The organism is Candidatus Phaeomarinobacter ectocarpi, from assembly GCF_000689395.1.
GTDB classification, from domain to species: Bacteria; Pseudomonadota; Alphaproteobacteria; order CGMCC-115125; family CGMCC-115125; genus Pyruvatibacter; species Pyruvatibacter ectocarpi.
In genome coordinates, this window is record NZ_HG966617.1 from 302,441 (window position 1) to 317,853 (window position 15,413).

12 protein-coding genes and 2 pseudogenes are annotated in these 15,413 nt (G+C 58.4%); 12 read left to right on the top strand and 2 right to left on the bottom strand.

Annotated features, from left to right (window positions below):
• Positions 1-290: 290 nt before the first annotated feature.
• Entirely contained in the window at positions 291-1,136 is an 846-nt protein-coding gene (locus BN1012_RS01465) for an SDR family NAD(P)-dependent oxidoreductase (RefSeq protein WP_043948231.1), read from the bottom strand.
• 144 nt (positions 1,137-1,280) lie between these two features.
• Here BN1012_RS01465 and BN1012_RS01470 point away from each other — a divergent pair, with 144 nt between their 5' ends.
• The 9 genes and pseudogenes from BN1012_RS01470 (at position 1,281) to phoB (ending at position 11,312) form a co-directional block, all read left to right on the top strand.
• Entirely contained in the window at positions 1,281-2,501 is a 1,221-nt protein-coding gene (locus BN1012_RS01470) for an acyl-CoA dehydrogenase family protein (protein WP_043948232.1), read from the top strand.
• Positions 2,502-2,543: 42 nt separating this feature from the next.
• Positions 2,544-4,031, top strand: a complete 1,488-nt coding sequence (locus tag BN1012_RS01475; RefSeq protein WP_052534307.1) for an ATP-binding protein — start codon at positions 2,544-2,546, stop codon at positions 4,029-4,031.
• Between the two features lie 340 nt (positions 4,032-4,371).
• Positions 4,372-5,406 carry a substrate-binding domain-containing protein gene (locus BN1012_RS01480; RefSeq protein ID WP_043950481.1) on the top strand — a complete coding sequence of 345 codons (1,035 nt, stop codon included), beginning with the start codon at positions 4,372-4,374 and terminating at the stop codon, positions 5,404-5,406.
• Positions 5,407-5,673: 267 nt separating this feature from the next.
• A complete protein-coding gene (pstC, locus tag BN1012_RS01485; protein ID WP_043948233.1) occupies positions 5,674-7,059 on the top strand; it encodes a phosphate ABC transporter permease subunit PstC in 1,386 nt (461 codons plus the stop codon).
• Positions 7,052-7,516: pseudogene (locus tag BN1012_RS17855) on the top strand (DUF3333 domain-containing protein); the annotation flags it as partial. The gene pstC and the pseudogene BN1012_RS17855, both read left to right, overlap by 8 nt.
• 444 nt (positions 7,517-7,960) lie before the next feature.
• A pseudogene (gene pstA / locus BN1012_RS17860) lies at positions 7,961-8,863 on the top strand (phosphate ABC transporter permease PstA); the annotation flags it as partial.
• A 46-nt stretch (positions 8,864-8,909) separates the two neighbouring features.
• A complete protein-coding gene (pstB, locus tag BN1012_RS01495) occupies positions 8,910-9,725 on the top strand; it encodes a phosphate ABC transporter ATP-binding protein PstB (protein WP_122381329.1) in 816 nt (271 codons plus the stop codon).
• A gap of 97 nt (positions 9,726-9,822) precedes the next feature.
• Entirely contained in the window at positions 9,823-10,557 is a 735-nt protein-coding gene (gene phoU, locus BN1012_RS01500) for a phosphate signaling complex protein PhoU (protein ID WP_043948236.1), read from the top strand.
• Positions 10,558-10,610: 53 nt separating this feature from the next.
• Positions 10,611-11,312 (top strand): phosphate regulon transcriptional regulator PhoB, encoded by a 702-nt coding sequence (phoB, locus tag BN1012_RS01505; RefSeq protein WP_043948237.1) that lies wholly within the window; start codon positions 10,611-10,613, stop codon positions 11,310-11,312.
• A 103-nt stretch (positions 11,313-11,415) separates the two neighbouring features.
• Here phoB and BN1012_RS01510 read toward each other — a convergent pair whose 3' ends face one another.
• A complete protein-coding gene (locus tag BN1012_RS01510) occupies positions 11,416-11,925 on the bottom strand; it encodes a GcrA family cell cycle regulator (protein WP_043948238.1) in 510 nt (169 codons plus the stop codon).
• A 318-nt stretch (positions 11,926-12,243) separates the two neighbouring features.
• Here BN1012_RS01510 and BN1012_RS01515 point away from each other — a divergent pair, with 318 nt between their 5' ends.
• From BN1012_RS01515 to argF, 3 genes are all read left to right on the top strand, one after another.
• Positions 12,244-13,050, top strand: coding sequence for an ABC transporter permease (locus BN1012_RS01515; protein WP_043948239.1), 807 nt, complete (start codon positions 12,244-12,246; stop codon positions 13,048-13,050).
• A gap of 209 nt (positions 13,051-13,259) precedes the next feature.
• Positions 13,260-14,492 (top strand): aspartate aminotransferase family protein, encoded by a 1,233-nt coding sequence (locus tag BN1012_RS01520; RefSeq protein ID WP_043948240.1) that lies wholly within the window; start codon positions 13,260-13,262, stop codon positions 14,490-14,492.
• Complete coding sequence (argF, locus tag BN1012_RS01525) at positions 14,489-15,412, top strand: ornithine carbamoyltransferase (protein WP_043948241.1); 924 nt, start codon at positions 14,489-14,491, stop codon at positions 15,410-15,412. The genes BN1012_RS01520 and argF overlap by 4 nt, the downstream gene beginning before the upstream one ends.
• The last annotated feature ends 1 nt before the right edge of the window (position 15,413 follow it).

Below are 15,413 nucleotides of genomic sequence, written 5' to 3' on the forward strand. Positions count from 1 at the left end.
AAGATTGCACCTCCCGTGAGGTATCCCGTTAGGGGGACATGGGTAAGAGCTTAATAGTATGCCAGCGCAGTGCAATTGCGCAGGTCCGCAAATGTGGCGACAGTGGAATTGACTCGATCCGGAGGTTCATACCGAAGGGAGAGTTATGCGAAGCACGGTTTTCGTTGCTCCCCTGCGGATAGGCTTTAGGTGACAGGCTGGGATATCTGGCTTGGGAGTTGGTGGTCCGGCGACGCCGGGTATCCACGAGCAATCTTGTTCTGCAAGGGCATGTCACCGCGCCCACAATTCTAGGACGCCTCTTCTTCCTGTCGGCCCATCAGTCGGCCAAGCACCTTGTGATACTTGATCGGCAGCAGACGCTGGATGCGGTCCATGAAGCGGGCATCACCACCAATCAGGATGCGCGGATTGTTCTTTTCAATGCCGGTGAAGATCACCCGAGCCGCTTCTTCCGGCGTGGTGCGGGCAAACTCGTCAAAGCCCTTGGCGATCTCGTCCTTGCGGGCCAGCAACTCTTCGTTCTGTGCCAGCCGCGCATTGCGCGCCACATTGGTCTTGATGCCACCGGGATGAACGCTGGCAATTTCAACGCCGGTCTCGTTGCGCACCATTTCCGTGCGCAGGCTTTCGGTGAAGCCGCGAATGGCGAATTTGGCAGCGTGATAGGCGGAGTTGCCCGGTACCGCAATCATGCCGAAGATCGACGACACATTGACGATGTGGCCGGAGCCGCGCTCGATCATCCGGGGCAGAAATGCCTTGGTGCCGTACACCATGCCCCAGAAATCAATGTCCATGACCCACTCAAAGTCCTGATAGGTCATCTCGTTGACCTCGGCGAACAGGGCCACGCCCGCATTATTGATCACAATGTCCGCGCCGCCATGGTCGGCCTGAATGCTGTCCGCCAGGGCATAGACCGCGTCCTTGTCCGAAACATCCAGAATATGCGTTTCAATGTCGCCGGACCCCAGCTTGGAGGCTTCCTCGGCCGTCTTGCCAAGACCCGCAGAATCCACATCCGTCGCGATCACCCGCTTGGCGCCATGTTGAATGGCATGTTTCACGAGCCCGCGGCCGATACCTGACGCGCAGCCGGTGATGAAAATGGTTTTGCCTGCAATCTGGGTCATTCGCGATTTCCTGGAGCCTGATTATGACTTTTTGTCAGTAATGTTGGCGGTGTTATGCCCGATAGCGCCAAGCTGGCGCAATGGCTGAGGCCTGCTTATCCTCACTTCCGAAAAGAAAAACGCTGTCTCAGGAAGGTAAATCCTATGGAAATCGCCCCAATTCCCGGTCTCGCGGACGAGGTCAATGACATCCGGCTGCGTACGGCCAAGATCGTCAATGACAAGATCATTCCCGCCGAACCGATCCTTTTCAAAGGCGGCAAGGACGCCGAGCCGGTCCGGGCCGAGATCAAGGAACACGTCAAGGAGCAGGGCCTGTGGGCGCCGCATCTGCCGGTTGAATATGGCGGCATGGGCGTCGGATTTCTGGCCCACGCCTACATGAATGAAGTCATGGCCTGGTCGCCCTTTTCAGCGCGCTTGTTTGGTGTGGTGGCGCCGAACTCGGGCAACCAGAAAGTGCTGTTGAAATACGGGACCGAAGAACAAAAGAAGAAATGGCTCGAGCCGTTGATCTCCGGAGAGATGGAAAGCTGCTTTTCCATGACCGAGCCGGACAATGCAGGCTCTGACCCGCGCTCCATTCAAACCCGCGCCGTCCGCGAAGGGGACGAGTGGGTCATCAATGGCCACAAATGGTACACGTCCAACGCACGCCGGGCAGACTTCGCCATTGTCATGTGCCGGACCGCCCGTGAAGAAGCGGAAGCCGGCAAGCCGAGCGACACCATGGTGCAGATCATCGTACCAATGAACTCGCCGGGTCTTGAAATCGTTCGCTCTGTCCCCGTCTGGGGACACACCCACGGCGACCATTGTGAAATAACGTATACGGACGTTCGGGTGCCTGTAGAAAATGCGCTTGGTCGCGTCGGCTCAGGGCACGCGGCCGCTCAGGACCGGCTGGGCGCTGGGCGTGTCTTCCACTGCATGAATTCCATCGGCGCCATGTGGCGGGCCTTCGACATGATGGTGACCCGCGCCATGAGCCGGGAAGTGCATGGCGGCACACTGGAGACCAAGCAGTTCGTGCAGGGTTTTATCGCGGATAGCTACATGGACATTCAGGCGGCACGTCTGATGACCATCAATTGCGCCCGCGTCATGGATGAAGGCGGTGATGCCCGCACGGACATTTCAGCCATCAAGGTGTTTGTGCCTGCTGCCTTCGAGCGTGTGGTCGACCGCGCCATTCAAGTGCATGGTGCCCTTGGTGTCTCAGGCGATACGCCGCTTGCAGGCATGTACACCGGCGCCCGTACCCTGCGATTGGCAGACGGTCCCGATGAAGTGCATCGCATCCTGATCGCCAAAAATGTCTTCAAACACTACAAGGCAGGTGGTAGCTGGGACTTTGGCACATAAGAGCCGGGCTGATTCTGCCGTCCCTTCTGCTCTGGAGATTCCATGGCTGATGAGCGAGAAGACCTGACCCAATCCAGCGATCCGCACCGATCCGGCGATCCGCCCCGATCCGGCGATCCTCTAAGGCGCGGTCTGCGCCCGGCTGCGTCGGAAGACCTGGTCAATCTGCGCACCCTGGACATCGCCGTGGTGGCGGCAGGGGCTATGGGCTGTGTCCTGTTCGCGGGTCTTGTTGATGTCATGTCCATGGACGCTGCGGTGCTGCTCGCAGCAGCAATTGCGGCACTGGGTGCCGGGTGGCTGAAGTTTGCGCCGCGTGCCAGCAAGACGGTGCGTCGTGCAGAACTGCCGATGACCCGGCCGACGGCAACCCGATCCGAGTTTCCACTCACACCTGAAACCGGTGTCGCCATCATTGAGCGTCTGCCGGACCCGATCATTCTGCTGGATCGCTCCGGTCGCATCATCCTGCACAATCGCGCCGCCATGAATATTGTGGGGCAGGGCGCAGCCCGCCGTCACATCTCAACTGTCATGCGTGTGCCGGAAGTTCTCGAAGCGGTGGCGCATGTGGTGGAGGGCGAGGCTGCCCAAGTAGTTGAATACGCACAGCCTGTTCCCATCGAGCGCCATTACCACGCATTTATCGCGCCGGTCATCGCAGCCGCCAGCGACAACGCCAAGGAACGTCAGCGAAATGTGCTGATAATGCTGCACGACCTGACGACCCTCAAGCGCGCTGAGCAGATGCGGGCAGACTTTGTCGCCAATGCCAGCCACGAGCTTCGCACGCCACTGGCATCCATGTCCGGCTTCGTGGAAACCCTGCAGGGCCCCGCGCGTGACGACCCTGATGCCCGCGACAAGTTCCTCGGCATCATGCAAGAGCAGGCGGAGCGCATGGGCCGTCTCATCAATGATCTGCTTTCGCTCAGCCGCATCGAACTCAATGAGCATGTGCGCCCGAGCGATCGCGTGGACCTCGCCTCCATTATTCACGACACCGCAGACATGCTGTCCCCCCTTGCTGAAAAAGAAGGGGTAACCATCAGCATCGACATCGAGGAGGGCCTGCCGCAGCCCCTGGGCGACCGCGATGAATTGGTTCAGGTCTGCCAGAACCTGCTGGCCAACGCGTTCAAATATGGCGGGTCCGGCGGCCGCGTCGAAGTCTCGCTGCGGCGCGACCGGCCTCAGGGAAGCGAAGGTACTTCCAGTGTTGATCCGTTGCCCGGCAGCATCGTCATGACCGTGCGGGACTTTGGACATGGCATTGAACGAGAGCATATTCCGCGTCTGACAGAACGGTTCTACCGCGTGAATGTGGAGCAGAGCCGCCGTCGAGGTGGCACCGGGCTTGGACTTGCGATCGTCAAACACATCGTCAATCGGCACATGGGCTCTTTGTCGATAGACAGCGAGCTAGGTGTTGGATCGACCTTCAAGGTGTTCCTGCCGGTTGATCAGAAATCGATTCTGGCATCGGTCGTCGCACGGTCGCCGGCGAATGTGACAGGCAATGTCATATAAGACCATGCACTATGTGCGGATATGGAAAATGACGACCGTCCAGATACAAAGAGAAATCCCCAAAAAGCGCTGAAAACAGCCGTTTCACAGCAGACGCATGCTGTCACTGAACCGTCATCTATGCGTAATAAATCGGTCGCGGGTCCGGCCTAATTTCCGCGGCAACCGACCCGCTGAGACGGTCGGCTTGGGAAGGTGTCACCCATAGCGGCGCGCACGCTTGGCGTATTTCAGGCGGAAGCGGTCACACACTTTTTGTTGTCTCAGGATCGTTGCCGGGTCGCCAAGGGGGCGTCTTAGGGGAATGGTCTTTGAAGATTTCCAACCGGATGGAGAAATCATGAACTATCGTAAGATGACCATCGCTGCTGCAGCGGTTGCGTCGATTGCATTCGCCGGCGCTGCCCAGGCACGCGACCAGATCCAGATCGTCGGCTCCTCGACGGTTTTCCCGTTCTCGACCCTCGTCGCTGAGCAGTTCGGCAAGACGACCGAATTCAAAACACCTGTTGTTGAATCAACTGGTTCAGGTGGCGGCATGAAGCTGTTCTGCTCAGGCGTTGGCCTTGAGCACCCGGACATCACCAATGCATCACGTCGCATCAAGTCCAGCGAATTTGAAAAGTGCACGGAAGCCGGCATCACCATCACCGAAGTCAAGATCGGTTACGATGGCATCGTGCTCGCCAACTCAAACTCTGCACCAACATATGAACTGACCCGTCAGCAGATCTTCCTGGCACTTGCCAAGCAGGTTCCAAACGCTGAGGGCGATCTTGTTGATAACCCAAACAACAAGTGGTCCGACATTGATCCGTCACTGCCGGATGTTGAAATCGAAGTTCTGGGCCCGCCCCCGACCTCCGGTACACGTGACGCCTTCGTTGAACTCGTTATGCGCAAGGGCGCTCGCAAGTTCGACATGCTCAACACCCTGCGTGGCGAAGACAAGAAGGCATTCCGTGCCATCTCCGACACAATGCGCGAAGACGGCAAGTTCGTTGAAGCTGGTGAAAACGACAACCTGATCGTTCAGAAGCTTGAAGCTAACGCCAACGCTCTGGGCATCTTCGGCTTCTCCTTCCTCGAAGAAAACCGCGACAAGGTTCACGGCTCTATCGTTGAAGGCAATGAGCCGACTTTCGACTCAATCGCTTCCGGCGACTATCCCGTCTCCCGCTCACTTTTCTTCTACGTGAAGAATGAGCACGTCGGTGTGGTTCCTGGCATCAAGGAATTCGTTGCTGAATTCGTTGCTGAAAAGGCTGTTGGCCCAGAAGGCTATGCCATCGACAAGGGTCTGATCCCGCTTCCAGACGCTGATCGTGAAGCAATGCGCGAAGGTGCACTCGCACTGACACCGCTGACAATGTAGTCAAAACGCTGGCGGGGCGGCGATCCATCGGGATTACCGCCCCAACGGCACTCAGACCGCAAATTTGATAATCTCTTTTTCTACCGTGCCGATTCTATCTTGCTGAATTTTCGTGCTTTTCGACGCGCAGCTTGGTGCGCCGATGGGCGCCGGAACCTCGCTTAATCAGCGGATTTCCGGACTATTGGGGGCAAGTCAGACCGTTTCAGCGCTTCGGTCCATCATGGGCACCGGCGATGCGGCATCTGACGACGAACGAGTAACCGCATGAGCGCGACCACCCTAATCCTTGTCATTCTGGTCCTGAGTTACATCGGGTACCTGTTGGGCCGCAGCAAGGCCACCTCAGTTGCGGGTGGTGAGCTGGTCTCCCTTCACTCTCTGCCCAGTTATCACGGCGCCTATGTCGCCGTATGGTGCGGCATCCCCGCCCTTGTTCTGCTCGCACTCTGGGTAGCGCTTGAGCCGCAGGTGGCGGACATGATCCTGCGGGCCAATCTGCCGGACTCAACTGTCGCAGCGCTTACGGCGCCGGAGTTGAACCTCCTTATTACAGATATCAAGAACCTTGCGACCGGCAACATTGTCAGCCGCGAGGTTGATCCTGCCCTTCAGGCCGCCGCCGATGGCTATTCCGCGGCGCTGTGGATCGGCAACATGGCCCTGATCGTCGTGGCACTCGCGATTGCCATCCTGGGCATCGGCTACGCACGCAGCCACATCGAAAAGGATCTGCGCGCCCGTAACCGCGTCGAACGTGTCGTTCGGATCATCATGGTTGTCGCTTCGACGATCGCGATCTTTACAACCATTGGCATTGTGGCCTCGCTGATATTTGAAGCCAGCCGCTTTTTTGCCCGCGTCTCTTGGGTTGAATTCCTCTTTGGCCTGCAGTGGAGCCCGCAGACGGCCATCCGCGCCGAGCAGGTTGGGTCGTCTGGCGCCTTTGGCGCGGTGCCGATTTTCGCTGGTACTTTCCTTATTACCATCATCGCCATGTGTGTCGCGGTGCCGGTCGGCCTGTTCTCAGCCATCTATATGTCCGAATATGCGGGCCCCAAATTCCGCTCGGTGGCCAAGCCTATTCTTGAGGTTCTCGCAGGCGTTCCAACCGTGGTCTATGGCTTCTTTGCAGCCCTGACCGTGGCGCCGCTCTTTCGAGGGTTTGGTGAATCTGTCGGCCTGGACGTGGCATCAGAGAGTGCACTGGCGGCGGGCATGGTCATGGGTGTCATGATCATCCCCTTTGTGTCCTCCTTGTCTGATGATGTGATGAACGCTGTGCCGCAGACACTGCGCGACGGGTCATTTGCTCTGGGTGCCACCAAGTCTGAAACAATCAAGCAGGTCGTTGTGCCTGCTGCATTGCCGGGCATTGTAGGCGCGGTTCTGCTGGCTGTATCTCGTGCCATTGGTGAAACCATGATTGTGGTCATGGCCGCAGGCCTGGCGGCCAACCTGACGGCCAACCCGCTCGAAGCCGTTACCACCGTCACCGTTCAGATTGTGACGCTGCTGGTCGGTGACCAGGAATTTGACAGCGCCAAGACACTGGCCGCCTTTGCGCTGGGTCTTGTTCTCTTCTTCATCACGCTCTGCCTGAACGTCTTCGCGCTCAGCATCGTTCGCAAGTACCGGGAAAAGTATGACTGACGCCACCTCAACTCCTGGATCTGTCGTCGACCGCAAGCCGGATCTGTCTCCTGCGCGCGTCCGTCGCCGCTACGCTGCTGAAACCCGCTTTCAGGCTTATGGCCTGGGCGCCATCTTTGTTGCGGTTGGTGTGCTCGTATGGTTGATCGGCTCAATCGTATGGCAGGGCCTGCCGGCCTTTACACAGTACAAGACCACCCTCAATGTTGAGCTGAGCGCGGACGAGATCGACCCGGATAATCTCGGTGCGGCCAACTATCAGGCGCTCGCGCGCCGGGCCCTCTATGATCGCTTTCCCAATGTGACCGCGCGCCGCGACAAGCGTGAGCTTGCGTCCGTTCTGTCTGGCGGTGCGGATATCACATTGAAGGAGTTCGTTGAGGCGGACCCGTCGGTTATTGGCACGACACAGGAAGTTCAGGTGTCTGTGTCCGATAGCATGGACACTTTCCTCAAAGGTCAGATGACCGACATTGAGGAAACCAATCCGGACACAGACCTCGTCCCGTCCCAGGACGGTGATGTAGTCACGCTTGTCGCCCCGACAGACGTATTCGCTGACGTACTGGCCTCCGTCAAAGTCGAGCTGGAGGCAGAAGCCAACAAGACACTTGAGAGTGCCCGTCGCGAAACGCGCGGCATTGCCGTAACAGAAAATGACCTTGCCGCCTTGCGCGTGCGGGTTGACCAGGCGGTTGGTCCTGAACGTGAGAGCCTCGAATCGCGTGTTGCAGCACTTGAGACTGATATAGCCAAGCGCATCCGCAAGCTGGAGGCGTTCAACACCGAGGCAGCGAAACTGCTTGAAGTGGCAGCATCAGCCGGCGGCACCCTTGACCTGACGGTGGCTATGCCCAGCGTCCTTGTTGAAGTCAATGGCGGTGTGGTCAAAGCCGAGCAGGTTGCCAATGACCGGGTCATCGGCAAGGCCTTTATTCCGCTTCAGTCCACAGCGCCAGCCGCTCCGGGCGAATGGACAGTCGTCACCTACGTAACGCCCGAGCGCGGGCGTCAGGTCAACGACCAGACGGCCACCTGGTTGCGCGAGCTGCAGAAAGATGGTGCCGTCGAAAGCACGTTTGCAGACGTGTTGTTCACCAAAGGTGACAGTCGTGCACCCGAACAGGCTGGTTTGTGGGGCGCCGTTGTCGGCTCGTTCCTGACATTGATCATCACCTTGATGCTGTCATTCCCCATCGGCGTGCTGGCCGCGATATACCTGGAAGAGTTCGCACCACAAAACCGCGTTACGGATCTGATCGAAGTCAACATCAACAACCTGGCCGCCGTTCCGTCGATCGTGTTCGGTCTGCTGGGCCTGGCCATGTTCCTGAACTTCTTTGGCCTGCCGCGATCCGCGCCACTTGTCGGTGGTATGGTGCTGGCGCTCATGACCTTGCCAACGATCATCATCGCGACCCGTGCCGCGCTTAAGGCCGTGCCGCCCTCCATTCGCGAAGCAGCGCTTGGCATCGGCGCCTCCAAAGTGCAGGTCATCACCCATCACGTATTGCCACTGGCCATGCCGGGCATTTTGACCGGCACAATCATCGGCATGGCGCAGGCGCTTGGGGAAACAGCTCCACTCCTGATGATCGGCATGGTGGCCTTCATCGTGGACGTGCCCGGCGGATTTACAGACCCCGCGACGGTGCTTCCTGTGCAGATTTACATCTGGGCTGACAGTCCCGAACGCGCCTTTGTTGCCAAGACCAGCGCCGCCATCATGGTGCTGCTCACCTTCCTGATCATGATGAATGCACTTGCTGTTCTGCTCCGCCGCCGCTTTGAGCGCCGCTGGTAGACGACTGCACTGAAACGCGCATACAAACGCATAGAGGACGATCTCAATGTCAGTTGCCGAGAATATCTCTGAAGCCCCGACCACTGAGCCGGCTGCGACCAATGCACCGGTGAAAATGGAAACGCGCGACGTCAATGTCTTCTACGGTGAGAAGCAGGCCCTGTTTGATGTCAGCCTGGACATCCGCAAGAACCAGGTCACGTCCCTTATCGGACCGTCCGGCTGTGGCAAGTCCACCTATCTGCGCTGCCTCAATCGTATGAACGATGTGATCGACATTGCGCGCATCACCGGGTCGATCAAGCTGGACGAAGACAACATCTACGATCCGAATGTGGACGTGGTGGAAATTCGCGCCCGCATCGGCATGGTGTTTCAAAAGCCAAACCCGTTCCCCAAATCCATCTACGACAATATTTCCTACGGCCCGCGCATTCACGGCATCGCGGCCACCAAGAACGAGATGGACGAAATCGTTGAAGTGTCGCTCCGGCGCGCCGGCCTTTGGGAAGAGGTCAAAGACCGTCTGGCCGAGCCCGGCACCGGCCTGTCCGGCGGTCAGCAGCAACGTCTGTGCATTGCCCGCGCAATTGCCGTGTCACCGGAAGTGATCCTCATGGACGAGCCATGCTCTGCCCTTGACCCGATCGCGACCGCCCGCATCGAAGAGCTGATCGATGAGCTCAAGGACAATTACACGATCGCCATCGTTACCCACTCCATGCAGCAGGCGGCACGCGTGTCCCAGCGCACGGCGTTTTTCCACCTGGGCATTCTGGTGGAAGAAGGTGACACAGAGCAGATTTTCACGAACCCGCGCGATGAGCGGACCCAGGACTACATCACCGGCCGTTTTGGTTAGTTCGTAGATGCGCCTACACTGTTCAGCCAGACCTGCATAATAAGTCGCGCGGGCTGAGCGCTACACCGGGCCAAGGCCCAATCGGGAGAGACCCCAAGTGCAAGAGCATATCGTTACGTCCTTTGAAGAGGCTCTCGATAGTATCAACGAAAGCCTCGCACGCATGGGTGGCCTTGCTGAGAAGCAGCTGGCCGACTCCATCGAAGCAATCACGCGCCGAGACCGGGCCCTGGCCGAACAGACTGTTGCGTCCGACAAGCAGATTGATGCCCTGGAAGTGGACATTGAAGCACAGGCATTGCGCCTGATTGCTCTGCGCCAGCCAATGGCGATCGACCTGCGCGAGACAGTGTCCGCCATCAAGATTTCATCAGACCTTGAGCGCATCGGTGATCTGGCAAAAAACATTTCAAAGCGTGCGCTTGCCGTTGATCAGGCAAGTCCGGGTCGCGCCATGCAGGGACTGGAGCGGATGGGCCGTCAGGTTCTCAACCAGCTCAAGGAAGTTCTCGACGCCTACGCGCAGCGCGACAATGACCGTGCCATGGTTGTGTGGCGGCGCGATGAAGAGATTGACGAGATGTACAACTCCCTTTTCCGGGAGTTGCTCACCTACATGATGGAAGACCCGCGCACGATTTCGCTGTGCACGCATCTTCTCTTCGTCGCCAAAAATCTTGAGCGCATCGGTGACCACTCCACCAACATCGCTGAAACGATCCAGTTCCTTGTGACCGGAGAAGCCCTTGGCGAAAGCCGGCCGAAGGGCGACACGACCAGTGTCACAAGCATGGAGTATCCAACCGACGCAGAAACGCCGACGCAGTCATGATGCAACTCTCGACCGCGCCAGCACCTGCGAAAGCAATGTCCGGGGCAAGACCAATGAAAACACAACCCCTCGTGCTCATCGTTGAAGACGAGGATGCACTGACGACCCTGCTGCAATACAATCTTGAAAAAGAGGGCTACCGGGTCTCAACCACAGCTGACGGCGAAGAAGCCACGATGATTGTGGATGAGCAGCAGCCTGACCTGGTTTTGTTGGATTGGATGCTGCCGCAGGTCTCAGGCATTGAGCTGTGCCGCCGCTTCCGAGGCCGCAGTGAAACGCGCAACATTCCCATCATCATGCTGACCGCACGCGGCGAAGAAGCTGACCGCGTGCGGGGGCTTGATACAGGCGCTGACGATTACATCACCAAGCCGTTTTCCATGACCGAGCTTCTGGCGCGCGTCCGTGCGGTTCTGCGCCGCATTCGACCGGCCCTGACGGACGACATTGTGACGTTTGGCGATGTGGCGGTGGATCGTTCGTCTCACCGTGTGCGGCGCGGCGAGCGGGAAATTCATCTTGGACCAACCGAATTCCGCCTGCTTGATCACCTGATCCAACATCCTGGTCGTGTGTTCAGCCGCGAACAGCTGCTGGATGCGGTTTGGGGGTCAGATGTCTATGTGGAGGCCCGCACGGTGGATGTACATGTCGGTCGGCTGCGCAAAGCCCTGAACAATCCGGGCGAGCAGGATCCCATCCGTACCGTACGCTCAGCAGGGTACGCGTTGGATGAACACTTCCGCGACTAGCCAAAGCGCCATGTGCAAAAACGAAAAAGGCGGACCGTTTGGCGGTCCGCCTTTTTGATGAAGCCGCCTTCTTGGAAAAGACGTGAAGCTGTGTCTGACGGCCTTAACCGATCATGCGGTTTGGAAACTGCCGTGGACGATCCTTGCGTTCCCGACGGGAAGGAAGCGGCTGATAGGCCTTCTTGGCATGGGCTGCACAATAGGGCAGGCCGGGCGCAGAACGCTGACCGCAGAAGTGGAAGCTCTCGTCGCCTGGGTCACCATTTGGCCATTTGCAGGTCTGTTCTGTGAGCTCCAGAAGGTTTGCCTGGGCGTCAGGGTCGCTGATGACTTCCAGCTCTTCGGGCTCTGGCGCAGGAGCGACGGCTGTCTTCTTGCTGGCTGTCTCACGCCGGGGCGCTGCGGTTGACGCTGCGCGTGGTGCCCGCGGCGCTGCAGGGCGGCGACGGGTGACGCGGGTCGGTGCGCCACGACCTGACAGGCCCAGACGGTGCACTTTGCCAATCACGGCATTACGAGTGACGCCGCCAAGCCGGGCTGCAATCTGACTGGCACTCAGCCCGTCGAGCCACATCTGCTTGAGCTGTTCAACGCGCTCATCGGTCCACGTCATCGCATTTTCCCCCTACAAATCGCAGATGCGCGGTCACTTTGGGTGTAAACCACAACATCTCGTGTTAACCTTGAGTGAACCTACTATATGGCCTGACTCGGCGGCAAGAGATGTTGTGGTTTTATAGGGGGTTATCCACAATATATTGATTCTAACGCTTCGCGGGGGCATCGACTGTGGATAAAGGCCTTGCACGAGGTCCCGCAGGGGCATACCTCCCGCACCAAGGGTCACATCACATAAAGACAGCTGGTTTTTGGCGCAGGGTTCTGCCATTGCGCCACCGGCAGCCGCTTTGCGGCAGTTCAGGGGGAACGAATGACAGAAACGCACTTTGAGCCCGGCGTCCGACGTTTTGGATCGGTCAACTGGCTGGGCCTTTGGACGCTCTATCTTAAGGAAGTCCGTCGCTTCATGAAGGTGTTTACCCAGACCGTCGCCGGTCCTGTGGTGACTGCTCTCCTGTTTTTCGCGGTGTTCGCCGTGGCCATGGGCCGCGCGGATACGGTGGTGGCGGGCGTGCCTTACCTGGCGTTTCTGGGCCCGGGCCTGATCATGATGACGGTCATTCAAAATGCCTTCGCCAATACTTCGTCATCCATTCTGGTCTCTAAAGTGCAGGGCAGCACAGTGGATTTCCTGATGCCGCCACTCTCCCCCGGTGAGCTGAACGTGGCCTTCGCCCTTGGCGGCATGACACGCGGTGTGGTCGTCGCCATCGCGTCTGCGCTGGTGATTTCGCTCATTGCCCCCATGGGCATTTCACATCTTTGGGCCGTCGTCTTCTTTGTGCTGGCCTCGTCCCTCGCTCTGGCACTCATGGGTGTCCTTGCAGGTGTCTGGGCGGAGAAGTTTGACCATATGCAGGCGGTGACCAATTTCATCATCACGCCGCTGGCCTTCCTGTCTGGCACTTTTTACTCGGTGGAGCGGCTGCCGGAGATCGCGCGCGTCATCAGCAGCTACAACCCGTTCTTCTACATGATTGATGGCTTCCGATATGGCTTCACCGGTCATGCAGACGGATCCATTACCGCAGGCGTCATCGTGCTGGTTGCCATCAATGTGGTTCTGTGGAGCATTTGCTATTGGGTCTTCAAAAAAGGCTTTAGGCTCAAGGCCTAAGCCTGTCGCAGGGCTGATATCCGTGGACGCGGGGCGTATTGACATAGACCCGCGTCCACGAAAGAATCCCGCTCCATTTCTGGCCCTGCCGCCGACTATCGGCGGCATTTCTGTTTTCTAGGGCCGGATGAACCCAAGCGACGTCCGGCCCCGTGTATTTCGGGGCCGCGTGCGTTTGAAACAGTCGATTTTTGCCGAAGGATAAAACCGTGGCCCCGCACGCCGCAGATACCGCTATTAGTCCCGTACTTCCGACATACGCTCGCGCTGACATAGCGTTCGAGCGAGGGGAGGGCGCGTGGCTCGTCGCTACCAATGGCGACCGATATCTGGATTTCGGCGCAGGTGTTGCGGTGAATGCCCTTGGCCATGCCCACCCCAAGCTGATTGAAGCGCTGACTGAGCAGGCCAACAAGGTCTGGCACGTCTCCAACCTCTATCAGGTGGAGGGCCAGACGGCGCTTGCCGAAAAACTGATCAACCTGACTTTTGCGGACACGGTATTCTTCGCCAACTCCGGTGCGGAAGCGCTTGAGGCCTCCATCAAGATGGCCCGCAAATACCATGCAGTCTCCGGGCATCCTGAACGCTATGAACTCATCACCTTCGAAGGTGCGTTCCACGGTCGGACGCTTGCGACGATCGCAGCCGGTGGTCAGGAAAAATATCTTGAAGGCTTTGGCCCAGCGACACCCGGCTTTGTACAGGTGCCGCTAAATGACCTTGCCGCCGTGAAAGCTGCCATCTCGGAGAACACGGCCGGTTTCCTCATCGAACCCATTCAGGGCGAGGGCGGTATCTGCGAAGCGACAAAAGACTTCATGCGTCAACTGCGTGCCCTTGCAGACGAACACGGACTGCTGCTGGTGCTCGACGAGGTGCAATGCGGTGTTGGTCGGACCGGGCATCTTTATGCCTATCAGGACATGGGCATCGAGCCTGATATCATGGCTTCAGCAAAAGGCATCGGCGGTGGCTTTCCACTGGGGGCCTGCCTTGCGACGGCGGAAGCGGCCAAAGGCATGACACCAGGCACCCATGGCTCCACCTATGGCGGTAACCCTCTGGCTGTGGCTGTTGGGGGTGCCGTGATTGATGAAGTCTCGAAGCCTGAATTTCTTGAGCACGTCCGCCGGGTCTCCGGGCGGCTGTCTCAGGGGCTGTCCATGCTGGCAGATGAATATCCCGACGTCATTGAAGCCGTACGCGGCCGGGGCCTGATGCTTGGACTTAAATGCGTCAAGCCAAACACCGAATTGCAGAAGGCTTTCATGGACAAGGGCCTGCTTACCGTTGCAGCTGGCGATAACGTCGTGCGCCTGCTGCCGCCACTCATCATTTCAGAAGACGAAGCAATGGACGCCGTTGCCCGCATAGAAGCCGTTTGCGCTGAGCTCTCCACTAAGAGCACCGCAGGCAAGGAAGAGGTGTCTGCGTCATGACACACAAGAATTTCATCGATCTCAACACTTTGGACAAATCAGCGCTGCGCAGCATCCTGGACCGCTCTCATGCCGCCAAGAGGGCGCGCGCCGGTTGGCCCAAAGGCCGTCAGGATGCGGACAAGCCGCTCGAAGGTTATCTGCTGGCGATGATTTTCGAAAAACCATCAACGCGCACCCGTGTTTCGTTTGACGTGGGCATGCGGCAGCTGGGCGGTGAAACGCTTCTGCTCAATGGGGGTGAGATGCAGCTTGGTCGCGGCGAAACCGTTGCCGACACAGCCCGCGTCCTGTCACGCTATGTCGACATCATCATGCTACGGACCGATGACCACGCAAAGATGCAGGAACTGGCTGAGCACGCCTCAGTGCCGGTGATCAATGGCTTGTCGGATGATGGCCATCCCTGCCAGTTGATGGCCGATGTCATGACCTTCGAAGAGCATCGCGGCCCTATCACGGGCAAGCGCGTGGCGTGGATTGGTGACGGCAACAACATGGCCCGGTCATGGATCGAAGCCACGCACCGCTTTGACTTTGAACTCATGCTGGCCTGCCCGCCTGAGCTGGCCCCGCCGGCGCAATGCATCGAAGATGCCATCGCCGCGGGTGGCAAGGTGCGCCTGGTCAATGACGCGCACGAAGCTGCCAAAAATGTTGATGCCATTGTCACCGACACATGGGTCTCCATGGGCGACAAGGAAGCTGAGCGCCGTCACAACCTGTTGGCTCCGTATCAGGTGACTGCATCTGTCATTGGAGTGGCCAATGACGACGCCATCTTTATGCATTGCCTACCGGCCCATCGCGGCGAGGAAGTCACGACGGATGTGATCGATGGTCCGCAATCAGTCATCTTTGATGAAGCAGAAAACCGCCTGCATGCCCAAAAGGGCATTCTTGCCTGGTGTCTGGACTGAT

What these genes read in the sequence shown, in the direction of transcription:
- pstC (WP_043948233.1), top strand. Translation starts at nt 5,674, where the DNA reads ATGAGCGCGACCACCCTAATCCTTGTCATTCTGGTCCTGAGTTACATC.
- BN1012_RS01510 (WP_043948238.1), bottom strand. Translation starts at nt 11,925, where the DNA reads ATGACGTGGACCGATGAGCGCGTTGAACAGCTCAAGCAGATGTGGCTC.
- pstB (WP_122381329.1), top strand. Translation starts at nt 8,910, where the DNA reads ATGTCAGTTGCCGAGAATATCTCTGAAGCCCCGACCACTGAGCCGGCT.
- argF (WP_043948241.1), top strand. Translation starts at nt 14,489, where the DNA reads ATGACACACAAGAATTTCATCGATCTCAACACTTTGGACAAATCAGCG.
- BN1012_RS01515 (WP_043948239.1), top strand. Translation starts at nt 12,244, where the DNA reads ATGACAGAAACGCACTTTGAGCCCGGCGTCCGACGTTTTGGATCGGTC.
- BN1012_RS01475 (WP_052534307.1), top strand. Translation starts at nt 2,544, where the DNA reads ATGGCTGATGAGCGAGAAGACCTGACCCAATCCAGCGATCCGCACCGA.
- BN1012_RS01480 (WP_043950481.1), top strand. Translation starts at nt 4,372, where the DNA reads ATGAACTATCGTAAGATGACCATCGCTGCTGCAGCGGTTGCGTCGATT.
- BN1012_RS01470 (WP_043948232.1), top strand. Translation starts at nt 1,281, where the DNA reads ATGGAAATCGCCCCAATTCCCGGTCTCGCGGACGAGGTCAATGACATC.
- BN1012_RS01465 (WP_043948231.1), bottom strand. Translation starts at nt 1,136, where the DNA reads ATGACCCAGATTGCAGGCAAAACCATTTTCATCACCGGCTGCGCGTCA.
- phoB (WP_043948237.1), top strand. Translation starts at nt 10,611, where the DNA reads ATGAAAACACAACCCCTCGTGCTCATCGTTGAAGACGAGGATGCACTG.